Consider the following 18110-nt stretch of genomic DNA (forward strand, 5'->3'; position numbering starts at 1 on the left):
CTGGCCGCCGCTCAGCTCCCTGGCCCTCCGGCCGAGCACGCTGCTCGGCAGGGCGACGAGGTCGATGAGCTCGGCCGCCCGGATGCCGCGGCCGCGGCGGTCGGCCAACCCGAAGTTGCGCAGCGGCTCTGCGACGATCTGCTCGATGCTCTGCCGCGGATCGAGCGAGCCGAACGGGTTCTGGTAGACGAGCTGGATGCGCCGGCGCAGCTGCCTGCGCCGCTCGCCGCGGAACTTCGCGACGTGCTCGCCGTCGATGATGATGCATCCGGATGTCGGCTCTGCCAACCCCACGACGGCGCGGGCGGTCGTGGTCTTGCCCGATCCGGACTCCCCCACGATGGCGTGCGTCGTGCCGCGGCGCAGCCGGAACGAGACCCCGTCGACGGCGCGGAAGGCCTGGGCGCCGCGCCCGAACTCGGTCACCAGGTCTTCGACCTCGACGGCGTAGTCCACCTCGGGCGCCGCCGAGGCGTCGCGCAGGAACAGCGGGGCCTGCTGGGGGCGCGGTGTGACGCGCGCCGGGGCGAGGTGGAAGGAGGGGGCGTCGGCGAAGAGGCGCTTGGTGTACTCGCTCTCCGGCTGGGCGATCACCGCGCGGGTCTCTCCCTGCTCCTGGATGCGGCCGTGCTGCAGCACGACGATGCGCTCTGCGCGCTCGGCGGCGACGCCGAGGTCGTGGGTGACGAAGAGGATCGCGGTGCCGAACTCGGCGCGCAGCTCGTCGAGCAGGTCGAGGATCGTCTTCTGCACGGTGACGTCGAGGGCGCTGGTCGCCTCGTCGGCGATGATCAGCTCCGGCTGCAGCGCGATCGCGATGGCGATGAGCACGCGCTGCCGCATTCCGCCGGAGAGCTCGTGCGGGTACTGCGCGGCCCGGCGCTCCGGCTCGGGCAGGCCCACCCGGGTGAGCAGCTCCAGCACGCGGGCGCGCTGCGCGGTCTTGTCGCCGCGCTTGTGGATCTGCAGCACCTCGGCGATCTGGGCCCCGATCGTGCGCACCGGGTTGAGCGAGCTGGACGGGTCCTGCGGGATCAGGCCGATGCGGGCGCCGCGCACGCTCTCCAGCCGCTTCTCGCTCCAGTCGGCGATGTCGACGCCGTTCAACACGATGCGGCCGCTGTCGCGGTGGGCGTTCTCGGCGAGGAGGCCGATGACGGCCTGGGCGGTCGTGGTCTTGCCTGAACCCGATTCGCCGACGAGGGCGACGACCTCGCCCGGCCGCACGGTGAAGCTGACGTCGTGCACGACCCGGCTCAGGCCGGCGGCGGTGCGGTACGAGACGTTGAGCCCCTCGACGGCGAGCACGGGAGTGGTTTCGCCCGGCTCAACCAGCCGGGCACTCGATTCCGCGATCGCTGCGGCATCCTGCTGCGTCATTTCTTCTTCTCCCCACGAAGCGAGTGGCTGATGCGGTTGGCGGCGAGCACGACGACCACGACGACGAGGCCGGGGAAGGTCGTGAGCCACCACGAGGTGGCGATGTAGTTTCGGCCGTCGGCGACGAGCAGCCCCCACTCCGGCGTGGGCGGCGGTGCGCCGTAGCCGAGGAAGCCGAGGGTGGAGATCGCGAGGATGGCGACGCCGAACTGCAGGGCGGCCAACGAGACGACGGCGCCGAGCGAGTTCGGCAGCACGTGCCGCCAGAGCACGGCCAGGAAGCGCCCGCCGCTGCCGAACGCGGCCTCGACGTAGTCGCTGCGGCGCACCCGCACGACCTCGCTGCGGGAGAGCCGGGCGAACGCCGCGACGCTGCCGATTCCGACGGCGATGGCGGCGTTGATGGTGCCGAAGCCGAGCAGGATGATGATGCTCAGGGCGAGGAGCAGGCCGGGGATGGAGAGCAGCACGTCGACGATGCGCATGAGGATCGCGTCGAGCACCCCGCCGGTGGAGCCGGCGATCACGCCGATGGCCGTGCCGAGCACCAGCCCGACGCCGACCGCGACGAGCGCGCCGGTGAGCGACTGGATCGCGCCGTAGATCACGCGCGCCAACAGGTCGCGGCCGAGCTGGTCGGTGCCGAAGAGGTGCGCGAGGCTCGGCGCCTGCAGCTTGTCGGCCGGGACGCCGACGAGCGGGTCGTGGCCGGTGAACAGCCAGGGCGCGATCGCCCAGGCCAGCACGAGGCCGAGCACCAGCCAGGCCAGCAGCAGGCTGGGGCGGATGGCGCGGAGGCGGCTCGGCCTGCCAGCATCGGTCGCGGTTGTCGGGTCTTCCGGATTCGAGGCTGCCGCCTTTCTCGACGCTTCGCGTCGAGCCTGCGGCCGTATCGAGACCTCGGGGGCGGCGGCGCGGGTGTTCTCGGTGTCGATGCTCATGCTGCGGCCCCTTCCAGGACGGGCGTGGCCGCGGGGGCCGTGCGGGCGGTGCCGCGCGAGAGCCGGCGCAGCCGCGGGTCGAGCACCGGGTAGAGCAGGTCAACGGCAAGGTTGGTGAGCACGAAGGCCAGGGCGGAGAGCACGACGATCGCCTGCAACACCGGGGTGTCCTGCGCCGAGACGGCCTGCTCGGTGAGGCGGCCGATGCCGGTGCGGCCGAACACCGTCTCGGTCACGACCGCCCCGCCGATCAGCTCGCCGAGGAGCACGCCGGCGATCGTCACGGTGGGGAGGATCGCGTTCTTGGCGACGTTGTTCCAGAGCACCCGGCGCCGGCTGGCGCCCTTGGCCCGCACGACGCTGACGAAGGGGGCCAGCTCGACCTCGTCGATCGAGCGCACCAGGATCTGGGCGAGCGGGGCGCTGATCGGCACCGCCAGCGTGAGCACCGGCAGGATCAGCCCCTGCACGGGGTCGGCCCCGATCACCGGCACCAGCTTGAGTTGGAAGGAGAACACCTGGATCAGCACGATGCCGAGCCAGAACACCGGAACGGAGACGAAGAGGCCGGGCAGGCTGCGGAGGAAGCCGCGCAGCCAGGCGAAGCGGGTGAGGGAGGAGAGGAAGGCGAGGCTCACGGCGATGAGCACGGCCAGCAGGAACGCCGACAGCGCGAGCGTGATGGTCTGCGGTGCGGCCTCGGCCAGCATCTGCGTGACGGGCGTGCCGTTCTGGATCGAGTAGCCGAAGTCGCCGGCGAGGAACCCGCTGAGGGTGTGCCAGAACTGCTGCGGCAGCGGGACGTCGACGCCGTAGCTCTCGCGCAGGGCGGCGATCTGCTCGGCCGAGAGCCCGAGCTCCGGGTTCTCGAACTTGATCATCAGCGCGTCGCCGGGCAGCGCCTGCAGCAGCACGAAGGTGGCGGCGAAGGCCACGAACAGCACCACGGCGGCCTGGCCGATGCGGGCGAGCACGTGCTTCATGGGGTGCCTTCCTGGGGAGTGGTGTGAGGAGGGTGTGGGTGGAGGGGGAGGTTCCGGATGCCGCGGCCCGCGGCATCCGGAACCAGAGGTGTTACTTGTTCAGCCAGACGTCGTAGAAGATCGGGCGCCCGACGGACTCGAACTCGACGCCCTCGACATAGTCGGCCGCGCCGTAGACCTGCGGCTCCTCGAACAGCGGGATCACGTAGGCCTGCTCGGCCAGGTAGTCCTGCACGGCCGCGTCGGCCTCGAGGCGCTTGGCGGGGTCCGGCTCGCTGGCGACGGCCTCGAGCAGTGCGTCGAGGGTGGTGTCGTTGGAGAGCAGCACGTTGCGGTTCTTCGTGTGGAACTGGCTCTTGATCACGTCGAGATCGGCGCGGCCGACCATCGAGTGGTAGAGCGGCGTCTTCAGCGGGTCCTTGATGTCCTCGGCGTAGCTGCCGGCGTCGGCGGCCTTGACGTTGAGTTCGACGCCGATCGCCTTGAGCTGCTGGCTGACCAGTTCGAGCGTCTGCTTGGACAGCGGCTGCGGCTTGGCCTCGTAGACGTCGAGGGAGAGGCGCGTGCCGTCCTTCTCGCGGATGCCGTCGGCGCCCACGGTCCAGCCGGCCTCGTCGAGCAGCTTCGCGGCCTTCTTCGGGTCGAAGGTCAGGTGCTCCGACTCGTCCTTGTAGCCCAGCGCGGTGGAGCTGAGCGAGGAGGTGGCGACCGGGTAGTTGGCGGTGAAGAGCGTGTCGACGACCTCCTGCGCGTTGACGCCGGCCACGAGCGCCTGGCGCACGCGGAGGTCGCTCAGCAGCGGGTTGGTGAAACGGAGCGACAGCGAGTTGTTGACGCCGCGGGTCTGCGGCGCGTACAGCTCGAAGCCGGCGGACTCGACCGCGGCCTCGTCGAAGGCCTGCACGTAGCGGATGTAGTCGGCCTGTCCAGAGGTGAGCCCGCCGATGCGCACGCTGTCCTCCGGCGTGACGATCAGGTGGATGGCGTCGAGGTAGGCGCGGCCCTGGTGCTTGAGCGACGGCGGAGCCCAGTCGTAGTCCTCGCGCGCCGTGAAGGTGAGCTCGGTGCCGAGCTTCTCCTCGCTGACCACGAACGGCCCGGCGCCGATGATGGCCGCCGCGTTGCCCGCGCCGAACTTCTCCAGCGGCAGGTCGAGCGTGGCCGGCGAGAGGAGGCCGGAGTTGATCGTGGACGTCGCCTGCAGGAACCCGGGGGCGGGGGCGGAGAAGTGGAACTTCACGGTGGCGGCGTCGACGACCTCGCTGCTGGCGTAGTTGTTGATCGCCTCGGAGATGGTGAGGGCGAGCTCCTTGTTGCCGAGGCCGTAGACGTCGAAGTTCTTCGCGACGGCGGCGGCGTCGACGGGGGTGCCGTCGGAGAAGGTCACGCCGTCACGCAGGGTGAAGGTGTACTCGGTGGCGTCGGCGTTCACCTCCCAGGAGTCGGCGATCCACGGCTCGATCTCGAGCGTCTCCGGGTTCTGGTAGGTCAGTCGCGCCGCGATGTTGTTGACCACGCCGCCGTTCGGGTAGAAACCGGCCTGCGGCGGGTAGAGGTTCGTGAAGGCCTGGTGCTCGAGGTAGGTGAGCGTTCCGCCGGTGACGGGCGCCGCGGGGTCGGCGTTGCCGCCGGCCTCCGGGGCCGCCGTTCCGGCGCAAGCGGCCAGCAGGGCAGCGGTTGCGAGTGCGGCGGTCGCCGCGGCAAGCGTGCGGGTGATTCGTGACATCCGTGAAGCCTTTCGCTGTGGTGGGTGTGCGTGGGTGAGTTGATGTTGTCAACTCACCGGCGCAAGCGCGAGCGATTGTGTCGCCGTGCGTTACACCGCGTCACCTGCGGTAATTTGCTTGTGCTCCGGGCGTTCTCCTGCCTACGTGCGCGCAGAGCGCGTGATCCGACACGCCGTGAAACTCCGCGGGCTGGCCCGGGAATACCACGGCCCTCCGTGAGCGTTGCCCTGTATGGCCCCGCATCGGGCGGGCCCATCGAAGGGCTCCATGACGCGCGACGCTTTCCCTGCTGCACCCGGCGACTCAGAGAGCCTCGAACCAAAGAGCCTCGAACCGGATGCCGGCGGGCAGCCGTGGCTGAGCGAGGCCGAGCGCCGCGCGCTGAGCAAGCGCACCCCCGACTCCGCGATCGTCTTCGCCCTCGCCTTCACCGGCATCGTGGTCTCGTTCATGATGACGCTGGTCACGCCGCTGCTGCCCGAGCTCCCGCACCTCCTGCACGTGTCCACCCCCGACGCGATGTGGGTCGTCACCGCCACCCTGCTCTCTGCCGCGATCATCACCCCGATCGGCGGCAGCCTGGGCGACCTCTACGGCAAGCGCCGCATCCTGCTCATCCTGCTCGCCGCCGTCGTGCTCGGCTCGGTGATCGCCGCGTTCTCGTCCACCCTCATCCCGCTCGTCATCGGCCGGGTGCTGCAGGGAGCCGGGCTCGGCGCGATCCCGCTCGGCATCAGCATCCTGCGCGACGTGCTGCACCGCGACCGGCTCGGCAAGGCGGTCGCCCTGGTGAGCGCCACCCTCGGCATCGGCGGCGCCGTCGGCCTGCCGGTCTCCGCCGTCATCGCCCAGTACCTGGACTGGCACATGCTGTTCTGGCTGTCCGGCGTGCTCGCCGCGGCGGGCTTCGTGCTGGTCTACACCCTCGTGCCGGTCAGCACACTGCGCACCGGCGGCCGCTTCGACGCCCCGGGCGCGATCGGCCTGGCCCTCGCGCTCTCCGGCATCCTGCTGGCCGTCACCAAGGGCAACGAGTGGGGCTGGCTGAGCCCGCTCACGCTCGGTTTCGGCATCGCCGGCGTGGCGATCCTGGCGGTCTGGGTGCTCTACCAGCTGCGCACGCGGCATCCGCTGATCGACATCCGGGTCGCGACCCGGCGCACCGTGCTCCTGACCAACCTGGCCTCGGTGATGGTCGGCTTCGCGTTCTTCTCCAGCGCCGTCGCGCTGCCGATGCTGCTCGAGACGCCGACCGGCACCGGTGTCGGCCTCGGCCAGTCGATGCTGGTGGCCAGCCTCTGCCTGATGCCGAGCGGCCTGGTGATGTGGGCGATGTCCGGCACCGCGGCCCGGCTGACGGCCGCGCGCGGGGCCAGGGTCAGCCTGCTGCTCGGCATCACCATCATCGCCGTCGCCTACGCGCTGGCGCTGCTGCTGATGACCGAGGTGTGGCACACACTGCTGGTGGCGACGGCCGTCGGGTTCGGCGTCGGCTTCGCCTACGCGGCGATGCCGACGCTCATCATGGGAGCCGTGCCGTCCTCGGAGACGGCCGCCTCGAACGGCCTCAACTCGGTGATGCGCACCCTCGGATCGACCGCGGCGAGCGCCGTGATCGGCCTGGTGCTCGCGACGAACCTCGTCACGGTGGGCGACCTGACCACCCCCAGCACCCTGGGCTTCCAGCTGAGCTTCGCCATCTCGGCCGCCGCGGGCGTGCTCGGCATCGTGCTGACGCTGTTCATCCCTCGACGCACGGCGCAGTACGGGGCGGCCGCGCTGCCCGAGTAGGCCGCCGCCTGCCTACAGTGGAAGACATGGACAGCGGACAGATGGATCTCGGCAGCACCCTTCAGCTCAACGACGGCGCACGCATCCCCCGGCTCGGGGTGGGCACCTACAAGGTTCCGGATGCCGACACCCCCGCCGTGGTGGAGGCCGCGCTGGCCGCCGGCTACCGGCACATCGACACCGCCGCGCTGTACGGCAACGAGGCCGGTGTCGGCCGAGGCATCCGCTCGGCCCTGCACGGCCAGCCGGGGCTGGAGCGCGCCGACCTCTTCGTCACCACCAAGGTGTGGAACACCGAGCACGGCTTCGACAGCACGCTGCGCGCCTTCGACGCCAGCCTGGACAGGCTCGGACTGGACCACGTCGAGCTGTACCTCATCCACTGGCCGGCCCCCGCGCAGAACCTCTACGTCGAGACCTGGCGCGCGCTGGTGCGGCTGCGGGAGGAGGGCCGGGCCCGCTCGATCGGGGTCTCCAACTTCCACCGCCAACACCTCGAGCGCATCATCGACGACAGCGGGGTGGTGCCGGCGGTGAACCAGATCGAGCTGCAGCCGTGGCTCGCGCAGGCGGAGCTGCGCGCCCTGCACGCCGAGCTCGGCATCGTGACCGAGGCGTGGTCGCCGCTGGCCCGCGGCCGCGCCGTCACCGAGCCGGTGCTGGCCGAGATCGGCCTCCGGCACGGCAAGAGCGCCGCCCAGGTGACCATCCGCTGGCAGCTGCAGCTCGGCAACGTGGTGATCCCCAAGTCACTGAGCGCCGAGCGGCTGCGGGCCAACGCCGACGTGTTCGACTTCGAGCTGGATGCCGCAGAGCTCGCCGCGATCGCGGCGCTCGACTCCGGCGAGCGCTCCGGCAGCGACCCCGAGCTGGTCGACTAGGAACAGCCGACCGGCCCGGGCTGGCTGCTGGCTGCTGGCTGCTGGCGAGCTGTTGGCTACCAGCGCGGGTGGATCGCGGCGCGCAGGCGGTTGTCGTAGAGCGCGCGCACGCCGGCGAAGAACTCGTCGCCGAGCGGCGGCAGCGAGCCGGCCGCGGCGTTGGCGACGGCCTGCTGCGGCGAGCGGGCACCGGGGATGACGCTGCTGACGCCGGGCTGCTGCGCGACCCAGGCCAGGGCCACCTCGGCCACGGGCACGCCGGGCGCTGCCGCCTCGGCGAGGGCCGCGAACTCCTGCGCCGCCGCCAGGCCCGTCTCGTAGTCCACACCGGAGAAGGTCTCGCCCACGTCGAAGTGGCTGCCGTCCCGGTTGAAGTTGCGGTGGTCGTCGGCCGCGAAGCGGGTCTCGGCGGTGTACTTGCCGGTGAGCAGCCCGGAGGCCAGCGGCACCCGGGCGATGATGCCGACGCCGGCATCCGCCGCGGCCCCGAGCACCTCGTCCAGCGGCTTGAGCCGGAAGGCGTTCAGGATGATCTGGATCGTGGCGACGTTCGGGCGGGCGATGGCGGCCAGCGCCTGCGCGCTCTCCTCGACGCTCAGGCCGTAGGCGGCGATCGCGCCCTCGGCGACGAGGGTGTCGAGCGCGTCGTAGACCTCGTCGCTCGTGACGACGCTCGTCGGCGGGCAGTGCAGCTGCACCAGGTCGAGGGTGTCGACGCCGAGGTTACGCCGCGAGCGGTCGGTCCACTCGCGGAAGTTGGCGAGCACGTAGTTCTCGCGCAGCTGGTCGACCCGGCGCCCCATCTTGGTCGCGACGGTGATGTCGTGGCCGGGGCGCTCGCGCAGGAAGGCGCCGATCACGCTCTCGCTGCGGCCGTCGCCGTAGACGTCGGCCGTGTCGAAGAAGGTGACGCCGGCCTCGACGGATGCCGCGAGCACCGCGGTCGCATCCTCGACGCTGACGTCCCCCCAGTCGGCACCCAGCTGCCAGGTTCCGAGTCCGATCACTGACACCGTGCGGCCGGTGCGGCCAAGCGTACGTTGCTCCATGGCCCCATCCTAGGGCGAGAGCTCCGGGGGCAGGTTCGGCTCGACACCGGCCGGCAGGTCGGCGTTCAAGACCCCGGCGACGACCCGCGCGAGGCGCCGGCGGATGATGTGCGCGTTCGCCTCCACCCGGTGCATGGTGACCCCGCGCATCCGCCCGACGATCTCCAACCCACCGCGCGGGATGAACTGGTCAAGCGCCCCGTAGACGACGTCGATCGGGGCGGTGACGCGGGACAGGTCCGAGATCACCGTCTGGTTCTCGACGCAGTTCTGCATCGACTTCACGAACGGCTCCCACTGGTCTTCGCGCAGCTCGAAGACGCCCTTGATCGGCAGCAGCTTCGCGATGATGCGCGCGTTGGCGAGCGTGAACTCCTTGTTCGTGCGCAGGTAGTCGTAAGCGCGCAGGTAGAGGTCGTTCTCGAGCTTCGCGCGCTTGTCACCGAGGTTGGTCGGCGGCAGGTAGACCGGGGGCGAGATGAGCACGAGATGTGCGACGAGCTGCGGGTGCTCCGCCGCGAAGCGGGCGCTGATCAGCGAGCCGAGCGAGTGGCCCACGATGATGAGCGGGCCGCGCAGCGACTGCGCCTTGATCGTCGCGTGCAGCGCCGCCACGTGCTCGTCGAGCGTGTACTCGGCGCCCTCGGGCGCCGGCGAGCGGCCGAAGCCGAGGATGTCGATCGAGACGCAGCGGAAGTTCGGCTCGAGCAGCGGCACCAGGTGCAGGAAGGTGACGGATGACGAGGCGATGCCGTGCACGAGCACGACCGTCGGGCCCTCCCCGACGTCGGAGGCGATGTGCAGCACGGGCGTCGCCGGGCGGCGGCGGCGCCCGAGGCCGCCGAGTCGTGCGCGGAGCGTCGACAGCCAGGTCATGTGCTCATTATGTCTGGCGCGGGTGATGGCGCGAGTGCTGGCACGGATGCCAGAGCGTTCCGTCACCGTGACCAAGCCGTGACTGAGCCGAGACACGAACGTGATCGGATCGGCGTTGGCGGCCTGTTTCGCGCACGTAGGGTGGGGGAATGAAGCGCGCCCTGACCATTCCCGCCCTGGCTCTCGCGGCCCTGCTGCTGGCCGGGTGCTCCGCCGGGATGGGCGGGGGCGCGTCATCCGACAGCAGCGCCGTGCTCCATGGTGCGGGCCCGGAGATGGCCCCCTTCTCGGTGAGCGGCGGCGCGGCAGACGGCGCGGTGGGAGCCCCGAGCGCGGTCGCGGACCGATCCGTCATCACGACCGGCAACGTCTCGATCACGGCCGCCGACCCGATCGGGGCCGCCGACGGCGCGATCAAGCTCGTCGCCGGCGCGGGCGGCCGCGTCGACAGCCGGAGCGAGCAGCCGGCCACCGAGACGCAGCGGGCCAGCGCCAGCCTCACCATCCGTGTTCCGGCGGATCAGCTCGACGTCGTGCTCGACAAGATCAAGCAGCTCGGCACCGTCAACTCGGTGTCGCTGAACGCCTCGGATGTCACGCAGCAGAAGCAGGACGTCGAGGCGCGCATCACCGCGCTGCAGACCTCGGTCGACCGCCTGCTGGAGCTGATGAGCAAATCGGCGACCACGGCCGACCTGATCGCGATCGAGTCGGCGCTCTCCAGCCGGCAGGCCGAGCTCGACTCGCTCACCACGCAGCTCGACTACCTCGACGACCAGATCGACTACTCCACGCTGTACGTGGACTTCGCCTCCGAGGGCACCGTCAACCCCGGCAACCCCGACAACTTCTGGAGCGGCCTCCTCGCCGGCTGGAACAGCCTCGTCGCCTTCCTCGGCGGCTTCGTCGTCGTGCTCGGCGTCGCCCTGCCATGGCTGGTGCTCCTCACCGTGATCGGAGCCGTCGTGTGGGCAATCGTTGCCTCCGTGCGCCGCCGGCGCCACCCCGCTCCGAGCACGCCGGCGCCCGCCCCCGTCCCGGAAGAAGACGTGCAGCAGTAGCGCGCCCGCAGCCAGCCAGCCAGCAAGCCGGTCAGTCAGCCAGTCAGTCAGCCGGTCAGTCAGTCAGCCAGTCAGCCAGTCAGCGGAGACGAGCACCTGTCTCGCCCGCTGAAACGGTTTTTCGGCCCGTTTCGGCCGTCGCATCCGCGGACTGGCTGAGGCCGGGCGGATGCTGCCATCCCCCGCCCGGGCCGTGCGCCCCTCCCGTTGGCTCGAGGGAGCGCCAGCGACCGAAGCCACCACCCACGCCAGCTGCGCCAGTTGGTCGGCCACAGAGCCACCTCAACGGGCGCGGACCCCGCCGAAGTGGCGCAGCGACCGATCACGCCGGCTCCCCGCACGGGTGCGACAGGCTCAGCCTGCGGGAGCCGGCCCGCCCGCCGACCCCGGGCATAGGCTGGGGCTGTGACCGCCGCAGAGAACAGCACGAGCCCCCGCACCGTCCTGAGCGCCGAACTGCTCGAGCGCATCCACGGGCGCGCAGAGGGCTACGACCGCGACAACGCCTTCTTCACCGAGGACTTCGACGAGCTGGTCGCCGCCGGCTACCTGCGCGCGCTCGTGCCGACGCGCTTCGGCGGGCTCGGCCTGAGCCTGCAGGACGTCGCCCGCGAACAGATTCGGTTGGGCGCCGCCGCCCCCGCCACCGCCCTCGCCGTGAACATGCACCTGGTCTGGACCGGCGTCGCCAAGGCCCTGCACGAGCGCGGCGACTCCGGCCTCGACTTCCTGCTCGAGGAGGCCGGCCGCGGCGAAGTCTTCGGCTTCGGCATCAGCGAGGCCGGCAACGACCTCATGCTGTTCGGCTCGCGCAGCGTTGCGGCGCCGCAGCCCGACGGCGGCTACCGCTTCACCGGCACCAAGGTGTTCACCAGTCTCTCCCCCGCGTACACCCGCCTCGGCACCATGGGCCTCGACACCGAGTCGGCCGACGCCCCGAAGATCGTCTACGGCTTCGTCGACCGCGACGACCCGGGCCTCAGCCGCAAGGACGACTGGAACACGCTCGGCATGCGCGCCAGCCAGAGCCAGACCACCGTGCTCGACGCCGCCTACGCCCGCCCCGACCGCGTCGTGCGGCGCCTCGACCCCGGCCCCAACGCCGACCCGCTGATCTTCGCGATCTTCGCCAACTTCGAGATCCTGCTCGCCGCCGTCTACACGGGCGTCGGCAAGCGCGCGCTCGAGCTCGCCGTGGCATCCGCCCACCGCCGCACCTCGATGAAGAATGACGGACGCAGCCTCGCCCAGGACCCCGACATCCGCTGGCGCATCGCGGATGCCGCCATCGCCCAGGACGCCATCTACCCGCAGCTCGATGCCATCGCGGCCGCCGTCGACGGGCAGGCCGACCTCGGCGCCCAGTGGTTCCCGCAGCTGGTCGGCATCAAGGTGCGCGCCACCGAGACGGCCAGGGAGGTCGTCGACCAGGCGATCCGGGTCTCCGGCGGCGGCAGCTACTTCGCCGGCAACGAGCTCGGCCGGCTCTACCGCGACGTGCTCGCCGGCATCTTCCACCCCTCCGACGCGGAATCCGCCCACAACACGGTCGCCACCGCCTGGCTCGGACCGCTCGAGAAGTAGCGCGCGGAAGCGCCCCACCGGCGGGATCGCGTCGCGCGCGCCACACCGCCGCCGGCGGATCTACACTTGCACCGTGGGTGTACGCATAGAAAAAGTGGATCTGCCGGGGATCGGCGTCCGACACGACCTGGTGACCGAGAGCAGCCGGCGGGTCAGCGTCATCTCGTACCGCGACGGGCACCGCGACCTGGCGCTGTTCGACGTGTCCGACCCGGATGCCTGCCGCGACAGCATCCCGCTGACGGATGACGAGGCGGCCGCCCTGGCCGACGTGCTCGGCACCTCGGTCATGCTCAGCCGGCTGACCAGCCTGAGCGACGCCACCGTGGGCCTGTTCACCGAGCAGCTCGAGCTGCCCACCGACTCCCCCTACCTCAACCGCCCCCTCGGCGACACCAAGACCCGCACCCGCACCCGGGTGTCGATCGTCGCCATCGTGCGCGACAAAGAGCTGCTGCCCTCGCCCACTCCCGACGAGATCTTGCGCCCCGGCGACGTGATCGTCGCAGTCGGCACCCGCGGTGGCCTGGACGCGCTCAGCCGCCTGATCTCCAACGGACCCGACTAAGGGCTGCTGCTGTGCATGAGAACACGCTGATCCTCATCGAGGTCGGCGCGCTGCTCCTCGGCATGAGCCTGCTCGGCCGGCTGGCGCTGCGTGTGGGCATCTCGCCGATCCCGCTCTACCTGATTGCCGGGCTCGCCTTCGGCAACGGCGGCCTGCTCGCGCTGGAGGCCAGCACCGAGTTCTTCGAGATCGGCTCGGAGATCGGCGTCATCCTGCTGCTCGCCCTGCTCGGGCTGGAGTACACGGCATCCGAGCTCTTCACCAACCTCAAACACTCCCGCATGGCCGGCCTGCTCGACGCCGTGCTGAACGCGCTGCCCGGCGCCGCCTTCGCCCTGCTCCTCGGCTGGGGCCCGGCCGCGGCCGTCGCCCTCGCCGGGATCACCTGGGTCTCCTCCTCCGGCGTCATCGCCAAGGTGCTGCGCGACCTCGGCCGCCTCGCCAACCGCGAGACGCCCGTCGTGCTCGCCGTCCTCGTGATCGAGGACCTGGCCATGGCCTTCTACCTGCCCGTGCTCTCCGCCCTCGTCATCGGCGTCAGCCTGATGCAGGGCGCCGTCACGGTGGCGATCGCCGTCGCCGTCGTCTGCCTCATCCTCTACATCGCGCTGCGGCACGGGCACATCGTCTCGCGCATCTTCACCCCCGAGCACGCCGAACCGCTGCTGCTCGGTGTGCTCGGCCTCACCATGCTCGTCGCCGGCCTCGCCGCCCAGGTGAACGTGTCGGCGGCCGTCGGCGCCTTCCTCGTCGGCATCGCGCTCTCCGGCCAGGTCGCGCACAACGCCAGCCAGGTGCTCACCCCGCTGCGCGACCTGTTCGCGGCCGTGTTCTTCGTGTTCTTCGGCCTGGCCACGGATGCCACCAAGCTGCCGGTCGTGATCCTGCCCGCCCTGATCCTCGCCGCCCTGACCATGGCCACCAAGGTGCTGACCGGCTACCTCGCCGCCCGGCGCGCCGGCGTGGCGGTTCCCGGCCGGTGGCGAGCCGGCCTCGCACTCACCCCGCGCGGCGAGTTCTCCATCGTCATCGCCGGCCTCGCCGTGAGCGCCGGCATCGAGCCAGAGCTCGCCCCGCTGGCGACCGCCTACGTGCTGATCACCGTCATCGCCGGGCCCTTCCTCATGCGCATTCCGGACACCCGCTGGTTCAAGCAGGCGACACGCCCCCGTGGCGAGCCGCAGGCGCGTCCGATCGCCGGCGCGTAGTCGCGTAATCTGCGAGTATGTCCGTTCCCACACGCACCTCTGGCCTGTCCGCCACCGACGCGGCCGAGTACACCCGCGGGGTGTTGGACATCGCGATGCGCCTGGCCGAGGTCATGTTCGGCAACGGCGCCGGAGCGGAGGACGTCGTCTCGGCCCTGCTGGCGATCACCCGCGCTTACGGGGTGCGCAACGTCGACGCGGATGTCACCTACTCAGTGATCGAGGTGACCTACGAGAACCCGGCAACGCACGAGACCATCACCCGCACCCGCAATGTGCGCTATCGCACGCTCGACTACCACACGCTCTCCCGGGCGTCCGCGTTGATCGGCGAGCTGGTCGAGCGTCCCATCGAGGTCGCCGATGCCCGTCGTGAGATCGCACGCATCGTCAGCGCTCCCGGCCTCTACCCCAAGATGTTGCGCCGCTTCGGCTGGAGCCTGGTGGGCGCCGGCGCCGCCTTCCTGATCGGCGGCAACTGGGTGGTGGCCGTCGCCGCCCTGCTCGCCACGATGCTCATCGACTACCTCACCACCGCGCTGGCGAACCGCCGCGTCCCGATTTTCTTCCAGACCCTCGTCGGCGGCGCCATCGGGCCGCTCGTTGCTGCGCTCGTGCACCTGATCGATCCGTCGTCGAACTCCTCCCTCGTCGTCGTCGCCACCATCATCATGCTGCTAGCCGGGGTCACGACGTTCGGAGCCGTGCACGACGCCCTCTCCGGGTTCTACGTCACCGGCACGGCCCGCTTCGTCGAGGCCACGATCATCACCGGCGGCCTCGTCGCCGGCGTCGCGGCGTCCTCGCTCACCCTGGCCCGCTTCGGCCTGGTGCTGGAGATCAACCCGGCGAGCTCGCCGACCCTCGGCACGCTGCCCGTGCAGCTGGCGGCATCCGTGCTCATCGTGATCGGCTTCGCCTTCGCGGTGCAGGTGCCCAAGCGCGCCCTCTGGGCGGCCTGCCTGCTGGGCGCGGCGGCCGAGTTGTTCTACGTGCTGGCCATTGGGGCAGAGACGGGCTCCGTGTTCGGCTCGGCGCTGGCCGCCATCGGCGTCGGCCTGCTCGCCGCCGCCGTCTCGCGCCTGGTGCGGGTGCCGCCGCTGGTGATCGTGGTCACCGCACTGGTGCCGCTCGTGCCGGGGCTGCTGCTGTTCACCGGTCTGTTGCAGCTCTCGGAGGGCTCGATGGATGGCCTGCTCTCGATGCTGGCCGCGGCGGCCGTCGCCGTCGCCCTGGCCGCCGGCGCCATCCTCGGCCAGTACCTGGTGCAGGCGGTCTGGGGCCCGGCGCGCGCCCTGCCGCGCCGTTTCGTCGGACCGTTGATGGCTCTGCCGGTGAAGCTGAACCGCACCGCCCGCACCCGCACCAAGAAGTTCTAGGCCGCGCCGCCTGAGCGCCACCTTCACGTCGGCTGCGAAATTTCGCCGCCGGGCTTGTGGCCCCCAATCGGGGGTGGCAGACTGCGGGCATGGCAATGAAATCGCTCGGTGCGTTCAGCGGCTTCGCGGTGCGGGACGTCGCGGCCGCGCGCAGCTTCTACGCGGACGCGCTCGGCCTGCCGGTCGCTGACGACCGCGGCGGGCTGCGTCTGGAATTGCCCGGCGATTCCGGCAGCGTCTTCGTCTACGAGAAGGCCGACCACGAGCCGGCCGTCTTCACGATCCTCAACTTCGCCGTCGGCGACATCGACACCGCGGTCGACGACCTCGAGGCCGCCGGCGTCTCCATGCTGCACTACGACGGGTTCCAGCAAGACGAGCGCGGCGTGGCCAGGGATCCACAGGGCCCCGCCATCGCCTGGTTCACCGATCCGTCCGGGAACATCCTCGCCGTGCTCCAACCGGACTAGCGAGGACGGCGCGGCCCCGGGCCGCGCCTGGGTCGCCGGGTGCACACCCTTCGGGTGGATGTGTACCCGGTTTTCTCATGTGTGGGGCCGGGCGGGCGTCGGAGCGCCAGAATGGGGACATGACACTTCCCCGGCCTGAGCACACCGACGACGACGCGCTGACCGACTCCCTGAGCGGCTCGGACACGATCGTGAGCTACCCGCGCGGCGACACCGCGAACACCGGCGTGGTGCTGCACGTCGCCGAACTGGCCCCGGATGCCGCGGGCACGCCCCGCTGGGCGGTGCTGCTGGACACGAGCAGCTGCCACCCCGTCGACGCCGGCTGGCCCGACCAGGGCGCCGACCGCGCGGTGCTCCACGTCGCCGGCGGGGAGCGCCCGGTCGTCGACTGCGTCGTCGCCGCCACCGACGGCACCGAGTTGCACCTCGGCAGCGACATCCCGGTGCGGAAGGGCACCCCGGGCTGGGCGTTCCTCGTCGCCCACATCGTCGACGACGCGAGCGGCATCGCCGAAGGCGACCGCGTCGAGCTCGTCGTCGACGCCGACTACCGAAGGGCCGTCTCGCTCGGGCACAGCGGGTGCCACCTCGCCGCCCTCGCGCTGAACCGCGCCCTGGCCGGCCGCTGGTCCAAGGAGACCCGCACCGACGGGCTCGGCCAGCCCGACTTCGACGCCTCCGCCATCGACAGCTCCCGCATCGGCGAGTTCGGCTCGGTCGACACGTACCGCCTGAACAAGTCGCTCCGCCGCAAGGGTTTCGACACCGAGGGCCTGGCCGGAGAGCTGCCGGCGCTCGAGGCGGCCATCAACGCCACCCTGGCCGAGTGGGTGGCCGGCGACGCCCCGATCCGCATCGACGCGGACGGGCCCCGGCTCACCGACCGGCGCTCCTGGGTGTGCGAACTGCCGGAGGGCACCGTGAGCATCCCCTGCGGCGGCACCCACGCGCACTCCCTGGCCGAGCTGGGCGAGACCCGGGTGGCGCTCAGCCTCGACGAGGCAGACGGCACGCCCGTGCTCACCATGACAACCGCCGTCGGCGGGCGCTGAGAACGCGGCACGCGATGAGCACCCGGGCCAGCGTTCCCGTGAACGTCCCCGAGCCGCCGCTCGGCCACATCCCGGGTGCACTGAGCGCGGCTGCCGCCCAGCCGCAGCGCATCTCGACCGGCTCCCTGCCGGACCCGGGCCTGGTGCGCCGGCTGCTCGACGAGGCGCACCGCCGCTTCGTCCCCGTGCAGGACGGCGCCGTCGCCGACTACATCCCCGCGCTGGCCGCCGCCGACCCCGACCGCTTCGGGCTGGCCATCGTCAGCGCGACGGGCGAGCGGTACGCGGTCGGCGATGCGCGGCATCCGTTCACGATTCAGAGCGTGTCGAAGCCGTTCGTGTTCGCCTTGGTCGCCAACGCGCTCGGCCACGAGCAGGTCAAGCAGCTGCTCGGCGTGAACAACTCCGGGCTGCCGTTCGACTCGGTCATCGCCGTGGAGCTGAACCCGGGCCGCACCGCGAACCCGATGGTCAACGCCGGGGCCATCGCCACGACCAGCCTGGTGCCGGGGGCGGATGCCGCCGCGAAGTGGGAGTTCGTGCGGGCCGGCCTCTCCCGCTTCGCCGGCCGCGAGCTGGCGATGGACGAGGAGGTGTACGAGTCGGAGTCGCGCACCAACGACCGCAACGAGGGCATCGCGCGACTGCTGAAGGGCTACGGCCGGATCTACAGCGACCCGCTGGAGGCCACCGATGTGTACACGCGGCAGTGCTCGCTGCTGGTGACCACCGAGGATCTCGCCGTGATGGGCGCGACGCTCGCCGACGGCGGGGTCAACCCGATCACCCGGGAGCGAGTCATCGACGCCGACTCCTGCAAGCGCACCCTCGCCGTGCTGGCGACGGCCGGCATGTACGAGCGCAGCGGCGAGTGGCTCTACGAGGTCGGCCTGCCCGCCAAGAGCGGGGTCGGCGGCGGCATCATCACCGTCATCCCCGGCAAGGGCGGCCTGGCCAGCTATTCGCCGCTGCTGGATGACGCGGGCAACAGCGTGCGCGGCACGCTGGCGACCGCGTTCCTCTCGACGACGCTCGGCCTGAACGTGTTCGCGTCGGCCCCGCTGCCGTTCCCGGAGCCCACCCCCTCGCCCGCGCTTCCCCCTCCCCCGCTGGTCGAGTAGCGAGGAACGAGCGTATCGAGACCTCGCACGCGGGCC

16 protein-coding genes are annotated in these 18110 nt (G+C 71.3%); 10 read left to right on the forward strand and 6 right to left on the reverse strand.

Annotated elements, in window-relative coordinates:
* The 4 genes from GY24_RS18205 to GY24_RS11330 form a co-directional block, all read right to left on the reverse strand.
* On the reverse strand, positions 1 to 1380 hold a 1380-nt coding region (locus GY24_RS18205; protein ID WP_104475806.1), incomplete at its 3' end, for an ATP-binding cassette domain-containing protein.
* The gene (locus tag GY24_RS11320; protein WP_104475808.1) at positions 1377 to 2321 is read right to left on the reverse strand and encodes an ABC transporter permease; all 945 of its coding nucleotides are present in this window, start codon (positions 2319 to 2321) and stop codon (positions 1377 to 1379) included. The genes GY24_RS18205 and GY24_RS11320, both read right to left, overlap by 4 nt.
* Positions 2318 to 3304, reverse strand: a complete 987-nt coding sequence (locus GY24_RS11325; RefSeq protein WP_104475810.1) for an ABC transporter permease — start codon at positions 3302 to 3304, stop codon at positions 2318 to 2320. The genes GY24_RS11320 and GY24_RS11325 overlap by 4 nt, the downstream gene beginning before the upstream one ends.
* Before the next feature lie 91 nt (positions 3305 to 3395).
* Positions 3396 to 5030 carry a TIGR04028 family ABC transporter substrate-binding protein gene (locus GY24_RS11330; RefSeq protein WP_104475812.1) on the reverse strand — a complete coding sequence of 545 codons (1635 nt, stop codon included), beginning with the start codon at positions 5028 to 5030 and terminating at the stop codon, positions 3396 to 3398.
* A gap of 268 nt (positions 5031 to 5298) precedes the next feature.
* Here GY24_RS11330 and GY24_RS11335 point away from each other — a divergent pair, with 268 nt between their 5' ends.
* Both GY24_RS11335 and GY24_RS11340 read left to right on the forward strand, forming a co-directional pair.
* Complete coding sequence (locus tag GY24_RS11335; protein WP_104475814.1) at positions 5299 to 6822, forward strand: MFS transporter; 1524 nt, start codon at positions 5299 to 5301, stop codon at positions 6820 to 6822.
* Positions 6823 to 6848: 26 nt separating this feature from the next.
* Positions 6849 to 7703 (forward strand): aldo/keto reductase, encoded by an 855-nt coding sequence (locus GY24_RS11340; RefSeq protein WP_233279319.1) that lies wholly within the window; start codon positions 6849 to 6851, stop codon positions 7701 to 7703.
* A gap of 56 nt (positions 7704 to 7759) precedes the next feature.
* Here GY24_RS11340 and GY24_RS11345 read toward each other — a convergent pair whose 3' ends face one another.
* Together GY24_RS11345 and GY24_RS11350 are read right to left on the reverse strand one after the other, a co-directional pair.
* Entirely contained in the window at positions 7760 to 8752 is a 993-nt protein-coding gene (locus GY24_RS11345; RefSeq protein WP_104475816.1) for an aldo/keto reductase, read from the reverse strand.
* 9 nt (positions 8753 to 8761) lie between these two features.
* Positions 8762 to 9628 carry an alpha/beta fold hydrolase gene (locus GY24_RS11350; RefSeq protein ID WP_104475818.1) on the reverse strand — a complete coding sequence of 289 codons (867 nt, stop codon included), beginning with the start codon at positions 9626 to 9628 and terminating at the stop codon, positions 8762 to 8764.
* A 149-nt stretch (positions 9629 to 9777) separates the two neighbouring features.
* Here GY24_RS11350 and GY24_RS11355 point away from each other — a divergent pair, with 149 nt between their 5' ends.
* The 8 genes from GY24_RS11355 to glsA all read left to right on the forward strand — a co-directional run bounded on the left by GY24_RS11355 (position 9778) and on the right by glsA (position 18074).
* Positions 9778 to 10689 (forward strand): DUF4349 domain-containing protein, encoded by a 912-nt coding sequence (locus tag GY24_RS11355; protein ID WP_104475820.1) that lies wholly within the window; start codon positions 9778 to 9780, stop codon positions 10687 to 10689.
* A 405-nt stretch (positions 10690 to 11094) separates the two neighbouring features.
* The gene (locus tag GY24_RS11360) at positions 11095 to 12273 is read left to right on the forward strand and encodes an acyl-CoA dehydrogenase family protein (protein ID WP_104475822.1); all 1179 of its coding nucleotides are present in this window, start codon (positions 11095 to 11097) and stop codon (positions 12271 to 12273) included.
* Positions 12274 to 12346: 73 nt separating this feature from the next.
* Positions 12347 to 12841: a cation:proton antiporter regulatory subunit gene (locus GY24_RS11365; RefSeq protein ID WP_104475824.1), complete on the forward strand. Its 495-nt coding sequence runs from the start codon at positions 12347 to 12349 to the stop codon at positions 12839 to 12841.
* 11 nt (positions 12842 to 12852) lie between these two features.
* Complete coding sequence (locus GY24_RS11370) at positions 12853 to 14049, forward strand: cation:proton antiporter (protein WP_083364781.1); 1197 nt, start codon at positions 12853 to 12855, stop codon at positions 14047 to 14049.
* A gap of 17 nt (positions 14050 to 14066) precedes the next feature.
* Positions 14067 to 15428 (forward strand): threonine/serine exporter family protein, encoded by a 1362-nt coding sequence (locus GY24_RS11375; RefSeq protein WP_104475826.1) that lies wholly within the window; start codon positions 14067 to 14069, stop codon positions 15426 to 15428.
* Between the two features lie 89 nt (positions 15429 to 15517).
* Positions 15518 to 15898 (forward strand): VOC family protein, encoded by a 381-nt coding sequence (locus tag GY24_RS11380; RefSeq protein WP_233279320.1) that lies wholly within the window; start codon positions 15518 to 15520, stop codon positions 15896 to 15898.
* A 119-nt stretch (positions 15899 to 16017) separates the two neighbouring features.
* A complete protein-coding gene (locus tag GY24_RS11385) occupies positions 16018 to 16953 on the forward strand; it encodes an alanyl-tRNA editing protein (RefSeq protein WP_233279321.1) in 936 nt (311 codons plus the stop codon).
* Positions 16954 to 16967: 14 nt separating this feature from the next.
* A complete protein-coding gene (glsA, locus tag GY24_RS11390; RefSeq protein WP_104475831.1) occupies positions 16968 to 18074 on the forward strand; it encodes a glutaminase A in 1107 nt (368 codons plus the stop codon).
* The last annotated feature ends 36 nt before the right edge of the window (positions 18075 to 18110 follow it).

This window comes from Microterricola pindariensis (assembly GCF_002936985.1).
Lineage (GTDB): Bacteria > Actinomycetota > Actinomycetes > Actinomycetales > Microbacteriaceae > Microterricola > Microterricola pindariensis.

Bases quoted from the DNA above. Each gene is read 5' to 3' on its own strand.
- GY24_RS11320 (WP_104475808.1), bottom strand. From the start codon at position 2,321: ATGAGCATCGACACCGAGAACACCCGCGCCGCCGCCCCCGAGGTCTCG.
- GY24_RS11325 (WP_104475810.1), bottom strand. From the start codon at position 3,304: ATGAAGCACGTGCTCGCCCGCATCGGCCAGGCCGCCGTGGTGCTGTTC.
- GY24_RS11330 (WP_104475812.1), bottom strand. From the start codon at position 5,030: ATGTCACGAATCACCCGCACGCTTGCCGCGGCGACCGCCGCACTCGCA.
- GY24_RS11335 (WP_104475814.1), top strand. From the start codon at position 5,299: ATGACGCGCGACGCTTTCCCTGCTGCACCCGGCGACTCAGAGAGCCTC.
- GY24_RS11340 (WP_233279319.1), top strand. From the start codon at position 6,849: ATGGACAGCGGACAGATGGATCTCGGCAGCACCCTTCAGCTCAACGAC.
- GY24_RS11345 (WP_104475816.1), bottom strand. From the start codon at position 8,752: ATGGAGCAACGTACGCTTGGCCGCACCGGCCGCACGGTGTCAGTGATC.
- GY24_RS11350 (WP_104475818.1), bottom strand. From the start codon at position 9,628: ATGACCTGGCTGTCGACGCTCCGCGCACGACTCGGCGGCCTCGGGCGC.
- GY24_RS11355 (WP_104475820.1), top strand. From the start codon at position 9,778: ATGAAGCGCGCCCTGACCATTCCCGCCCTGGCTCTCGCGGCCCTGCTG.
- GY24_RS11375 (WP_104475826.1), top strand. From the start codon at position 14,067: ATGTCCGTTCCCACACGCACCTCTGGCCTGTCCGCCACCGACGCGGCC.
- GY24_RS11380 (WP_233279320.1), top strand. From the start codon at position 15,518: ATGGCAATGAAATCGCTCGGTGCGTTCAGCGGCTTCGCGGTGCGGGAC.
- GY24_RS11385 (WP_233279321.1), top strand. From the start codon at position 16,018: ATGACACTTCCCCGGCCTGAGCACACCGACGACGACGCGCTGACCGAC.
- glsA (WP_104475831.1), top strand. From the start codon at position 16,968: ATGAGCACCCGGGCCAGCGTTCCCGTGAACGTCCCCGAGCCGCCGCTC.